The following is a 6,409-nucleotide window of genomic DNA, read 5'->3' as shown; positions in this document are numbered from 1 at the left end:
GAAAAAAAATGTCAGTGTTCCGCAGCCGTCAATCTGTGCAGATTCCCAAAGTTCCTCCGGCAGAGTATTTCCAAAAAATGTCCTGGCGACGACAATGTAGTACGTAACCACGGAAAACGGCAGTACCATAACCCAGAAATTATCCAGCATCTGAAATTGTTTGATTGCCAGGTAGGTGGGAATCAAACCGCCTGTAAAAAACATGGGAATCAGGAAAAATACCGTCAGAAACTTTTTACCGTAAAGGTCCTTCCGTGAAAGGGCATAGGCTGCAGGAATATTCGTTACCAGCGTAATTACAGTACCAATTACCGTATAGAGAATGGTATTCTTGTAACCGATCCACAACTGTGAGTATTCAGCCAGCTTGCGGTAGCCTTTTAAGGTAATTCCCTTGGGAAAAAATGTGATATTCCCCGCAGCTACTTCTGCTGGATTACTGAAGGAAGCGATGATAATAAAATACATCGGATAGAGTACAATAATCAAAATAATAATGGCAATCCCATAGAGAAAAATATCAAAGATTTTATCCTCTTTCGATTTTTTGATCTTCATTCGTTTAACGGCAATTCCTTTTGATGTCAATTTAATCTCCCACCTATATCAGAGATGTATTGCTCATCTTTTTTGATATCTGATTCACCAGAAGCAGAAGCGCAAGGTTAATCACGTTATTAAAAAGACCGATTGCCGCAGAAAGGCTGTATTGGTTGCTGACCAATCCCATCTTATATACATAAGTTGCAATGATCTCACTGGTTCCGCTGTTCAGTGTATTCTGGAGCAGATATACCTTTTCAAATCCAATTCCCATTACACTGCCGGCTCGAAGTATGAACATAATTGTTGCCGTAGGCAGAAGCATGGGGATATCAATATGCTTTAATTTCTGCCATTTACTTGCTCCATCCATGGTTGCCGCTTCATACAAAGACGGATCTACCGCAGATAGTGCTGCTATGTAAAGGATACTGTCCCAGCCCACATGCTGCCATGCCTCCGTCCATACATAGATACTGGGAAATGCTCCCGGCGATCCCATGAGATTAGGCAATGTTATTCCTGCATAACTTAGAAGCTTTGCAATAATTCCATGACTGGGCGACAAGAACAAAATAATCATCCCGCACATTACAACGGTTGATATGAAATGGGGCAGATACGTGGATACCTGAAAAAACTTCCTGAATTTTGTTCTGGTAATCTGATTACACATCAGCGCCAGTGCAATTGGCAGCGGAAATGTAACAACAATCGTATAAAGGCTGATTACAAGTGTATTTCGTATGGTGGGCCAGAATTGATAAGAATTAAAATACTGTTCAAAGTTTTTAAGACCAACCCACGGACTTCCTAAAATTCCTCCAGCCGGTGTAAAATTTTTAAAAGCAATAATGACTCCATACATGGGATAGTACATAAACAGCAGCATAATGATAATTGCCGGCAGCATCAGCAGATATAAAGCCCGGCTTCTCTTAATGCCTTTTTTCATCACCTGAAACCTTTGTTTTGGTAAAACAGCGGTCTTTGTTTTGCGCATCTTCCTTTCCTCCCTGTTCAATGATGAACCTATTATATAAAATGCGCGGAATATTTTCTGTAATTATTAAGTTGTGCACTAACAAAAAAGAGGCGGATTTTCCACCTCTTCTCACCTGATCTAACAGATATTTAATAAAATTCCGTTTTTTTGTTAATCAATCTCATTTTTCTTTACTGTAAGGGTGTACTTCTTTCCTTCGCTTTACGCATCCGGTACTCGTTTGGAGTCACGCCTGCCCAGTCACGGAAAGTTTTACTAAAATAAGAAAAATTACTGTACCCTACTTCCATCGCTATTTTACTCACCGGAAGTGCAGTATCCTCCAGATATTTTCTCGCTCTTTCCATCCTCCTGGATGCTATATAAGAAGTGATGGACATCCCTGCAGCATTCATAAAAATACGGGAAATATAATCTTCCGAGAGATAGACCTGGGCTGCCAAGGTCTTTCTGGATAAGTCTTCTTTCAGATTTTCTTCAATATACCGCTTCAGGCAATCCACCACAGATTCCTGCCTGCAGTCACTCTTTTGATTCCCCTCCAGCTTTTCAAACAGGAATCTGATAAATGCCCTCCAGCCTTCCATCGTCCGGTAAGCATCTTTTTCATAGCTTTCAAATTCCTGCATTTCAAAGATCGATTCTAATACCTGCCCGCGCTCCCGCAAATGCCTTTCAATCAGTCCCGTGGTCTTCTTATGGAAAGCCTGCAGCATCTGAACCTTCATGATATTTTCCCGGGAACAGGTATCGGTATATTCCAGTATTTCCTTCTGCATATACATAAAATCAGCGGACCGTTCCAGCTCTGCAAACCAGTTTTCATCCGGAAAACACGCTTTGGCATCCCGCGATTCCTGTCTCAGCCAGTCGCCTTCCCCCAATACCGGATTATCACCGGGTACCGCCTCCATTTCCATCTGTTCCAAATGTTCCAGGCTGTGATGCAATTCTCCCACTGTTCCCACGCTCCCGGCATAAATGCAGACCGGCTGTGCAATTACCCTTTGCAGGCAGCGGCATAGCTCCTGCTTTTTTTCTTGCAGACAAATTCCAGCCGGCTCCTTGCATATTAACATCCATTCACAGGCATCCACACGGATCAGTGCTTCCGCCTGCCCGCCCTCCAGTATCTTTCTCACATGGCTGCTGACCAGGATCTGAAACCGAACGGCATCTTTTTTTCCTTTGTGATCCCTGTCCGGAAATATGCGTATAAAATTCAGGCTGAAGTCTGCATCCCCATATATCTGCCGTAATTCCTTTTCCGCCTCCGTCTGCCTCCTGGAATTTTGTGCAAGCAGGAACGTTTCCCACAGATTCAGATTTCTGTTCCCGCCTCCATGATCCCCTTCCTTTTCCTCCACCCGCTTAATACTCCTCTGTAATGCTATTTCCAGTTCCTCAGTCGTAACAGGCTTCACCAGATACTCACTGGAATTGAGCTGCATGGCTTTTTGGGCATAGCTGAAATAAGCATAGCTGCTAAGGAAAATGCATTCCACCGGAAGCTGTTTCTGACGAATCCACTCCAGCAATTCCAGACCGCTTCCCTGGGGCATCTCAATATCCGACAGGAGAATCTGAATGGGCATTTCTTCCAGAAGCTTCATTGCCTGTCTAATATTACTGGCTGTGAGCACATTGCTGATTCCAAGACGTTCAAAATGAACCGTCTTTTCCAGTTTCTCCGTTACCAGCCTGTCGTCATCTACTATCAACATACTTATTTCCATAAACATCTTCCCTTCTGCAGTATTTCCCACCGCTCTGCATCTTTTCTGTTCACCATATTTGCATTATATTTGCATTATCTTTGCAAAAAATGCACAGCGCTGAAAAATACTTTTTTTCTATTTTAGCATAATTAGGGTGTGATATCTACCTGATCCGGCGTGTTTTAGAATTGCTTTCATAAAAATATAAGCACAAATTTACAGCTGAAAATCTTCCATATTGGATTTTCAATGTCCATATTTTCTTTTTCCCTATGTTTTTCTTAATATAATCCCAAGCTTTTTTATAAATGATTTATTTCCCTGCCATACTTAGGACACAATTCTTCGGTATACTAATAACATCAAATGAAGGACAGCGGTTTCACAGCATAATAATTTGAAACTGATCAGTAGTGGATTGCCGTTGGACTTCGCCTAACAATTATCCAACAATATTGGATAACATAAACTTTTTCATAACTCAGCCCTGTACGCTACGTACAGGGCTCTCCCTCCGTTTAGGGGATCAATTATCTGTTCATTCATTCCAATTCCCAATTTATCACATTGACTTTACCCTTAGGGTAAGGTGTAAAATACAGACAGGCGAAAAAGTTACGCCGAAAGGAGGATATTCCATGTTATCCATTGGAGAGTTTTCAAATATATGTAAAGTTTCCACAAAGACCCTTCGCTATTATGCTGAAATAGGCCTGATTCTGCCGGATGAGATCAACCCGGAAAACGGTTACCGGTATTATTCTGTGGAACAGCTGGAGACCATGTTATTTATCAACCGCCTGAAATCCTACCATTTTTCTTTAGAAGAAATCAAAGCTGTCCTTGAGGCAGACGAACTGCAGGAAGAAAAGCTTTGTCAGGAACTGACCCGAAAGAAAAAGGAAATGGAACGGCAGGTAACCGAATTTCAGAAGACTTTAAATCAGTTAAATGATGATATCTCTGTTTTAAAACAGGGGAAATCCATTATGTCCTATCTGGAAAATATTGATGTACAGCTTGTAGAGGTGCCAAAGATGTATCTTCTGTCAATCCGCAAAATGCTGACCGAAAGTGAAATTGCAGAGGAATACGGAAATTGCTTCCATAAAATATTTCGGAAAATAGCAGACGACAATCTGACTGTGCCCGCCCCGCCAATGGTACTTTTCCACAGTGATGACTTTAGTCCGTTTGGTTTAGATATTGAGTTCGCGGTCCCGGTCAAAGAGTATATTACAGGAACAAGGGATTTTCATCCCGGGCTCTGCTTAAAAACAGTTGTACACGGATCTTATTCCGGACTGTCTTCTGTATACACAAAACAGCGTGAATGGGCAGAAAAAGAAGGCTATGAGAACAACAACGCTCTCTATGAAGTATATGTCACAGATCCTTCCCAGACAGCAGATGAAAGCGGCCTTATAACCGAGGTTTATTATCCGGTTAAAAAGAAGGTATAACAGCTCACAGATATACAACCATTAATGCAACCCTGCACTTATAGATCAGGAGGAGGACTTCATATGAACCAGGAAAAAATAACAGCGTTGGAGAACCGAATTAAAAAAGATTACAGCAATACCGCCGGGATCGTTGTACAAAAAGGAGGAAACACCCTCTATGAAAATTATTTTAATGAATGCAATGCCCACAGCCGAATCCATGTATATTCCGTCACAAAAAGTATCGTTTCCATCTTGATCGGGATTGCCGCAGATCAGGGAAAAATTAAAAGTATTGACCAGAAGGTATTGGATTTCTTTCCCGAATATACGGTAAAAAGCCGTGAAAAAACCATACAGCATATCACACTTAAGAATCTGCTCACCATGACAGCTCCTTATAAATACAGGATTCCCCCCTACATTAAATATTTCACCAGTGACGACAGTGTAAAGTTTACCCTTGATTTATTAGGCGGAAGAGGGCAAATCGGGGAATTTCGATATACGCCGCTGATCGGACCGGATCTTCTGTCAGGCATCCTTGTCCGCGCAACTGGTCAGTCTGTATTTGATTTTGCATCTGAGAATCTTCTCTCGCCGCTTGGGATAACCGTGGAACGCAGCCTGAAATTTCATAACAAAGAAGAACAGATGGAATTTAATAAATCTAAGACCATCAGCGGCTGGGCTGCTGACACAGCAGGCGTAAATACAGGCGGCTGGGGCCTGACTCTTTCACCGATGGACATGGCAAAAATAGGACGGCTCTATTTAGATGACGGAGTGTGGAATGGAAAACAAATCGTATCGGCTGAGTGGTTAAAGGAGAGCACAACGGTACATAGCCAGTGGAAAAAAGAAAATCTGAACTACGGATATCTATGGTGGATTACAGATGAAAAAGAACATGCCTGCGCAGCCATGGGCGATGGCGGAAATGTAATTTACTTCAATAAGAAGAAAAATATGGTTATTTCGATTGCTTCTTTTTTTGTACCCAAAGCAAAGGACCGGCTGGAACTCATTAAAGAATATATCGAACCAGCCTTTGAAAATTGTGAATCGTGAATCAGCAGCATACACCCTGCTGCCGGTTTATATAAGGAGCTATGCAAATGAATATGATTAAAATCAGAGGATTGATTCAAAACAACCTGAAAAATATTGACCTGGACATTCCCAAACATAAAATTGTCATTTTCACAGGGGTTTCCGGCTCGGGCAAGTCCAGTATTGTCTTCGATACCATTGCCGCAGAATCCAGCCGCCAGTTAAATGAGACATTTCCCGCATTCATAAAAGCCAAATTACCCCAGCATGCCAAACCAAATCTGCAAAGCATCGAGAATTTATCACCTTCTGTTATCGTAGACCAGTCTTCTTTAGGTGGGAATATCCGTTCAACGGTTGGTACCATCAGTGATTTATATACAGACCTGCGCGTCCTCTTTTCCCGCATCGGCACACCCCGCATCTCAAATGCATCTCATTTTTCCTTCAATGATCCAAATGGTATGTGCCCGGAGTGTGCCGGCCTGGGACAGATCATCACCTTGGATCTGTACAAGATGATTGATTTTTCTAAATCTCTGAACGAAGGCTGCGTTATGGACTCTTCATATGCTCCGGGCACCTGGTACTGGCGGCAGTTTGCTGATTCTAATCTGTTTGACTTAAATAAACCGGTCAAAGAC

At 42.1% G+C, this 6,409-nt stretch carries 5 protein-coding genes and 1 pseudogene; 3 read left to right on the top strand and 3 right to left on the bottom strand.

The features are described from left to right. From ACH2DQ_RS03885 to ACH2DQ_RS03875, 3 genes are all read right to left on the bottom strand, one after another. Nucleotides 1–588: carbohydrate ABC transporter permease (locus ACH2DQ_RS03885; RefSeq protein ID WP_395025645.1), on the bottom strand; the 588-nt coding region annotated here is incomplete at its 3' end. A gap of 13 nt (nt 589–601) precedes the next feature. Further along, nucleotides 602–1,546 (bottom strand): ABC transporter permease, encoded by a 945-nt coding sequence (locus ACH2DQ_RS03880; RefSeq protein ID WP_394914747.1) that lies wholly within the window; start codon nt 1,544–1,546, stop codon nt 602–604. A gap of 173 nt (nt 1,547–1,719) precedes the next feature. Further along, nucleotides 1,720–3,285, bottom strand: a complete 1,566-nt coding sequence (locus ACH2DQ_RS03875) for a helix-turn-helix domain-containing protein (RefSeq protein WP_394914748.1) — start codon at nt 3,283–3,285, stop codon at nt 1,720–1,722. 620 nt (nt 3,286–3,905) lie between these two features. Here ACH2DQ_RS03875 and ACH2DQ_RS03870 point away from each other — a divergent pair. The 3 genes and pseudogenes from ACH2DQ_RS03870 to ACH2DQ_RS03860 all read left to right on the top strand — a co-directional run. Then, nucleotides 3,906–4,730, top strand: a complete 825-nt coding sequence (locus ACH2DQ_RS03870) for a MerR family transcriptional regulator (protein ID WP_394914749.1) — start codon at nt 3,906–3,908, stop codon at nt 4,728–4,730. A 63-nt stretch (nt 4,731–4,793) separates the two neighbouring features. Beyond that, on the top strand, nt 4,794–5,783 hold the full coding sequence (locus ACH2DQ_RS03865) for a serine hydrolase domain-containing protein (protein ID WP_394914750.1): 990 nt from the start codon (nt 4,794–4,796) through the stop codon (nt 5,781–5,783). Between the two features lie 47 nt (nt 5,784–5,830). Next, nucleotides 5,831–6,409: pseudogene (locus tag ACH2DQ_RS03860) on the top strand (excinuclease ABC subunit UvrA); the annotation flags it as partial.

Source organism: Robinsoniella sp. (assembly GCF_034124845.1).
The sequence above is the reverse complement of the archived record's forward strand: the minus strand, read 5'-3'. Positions and strand labels throughout refer to the sequence as shown.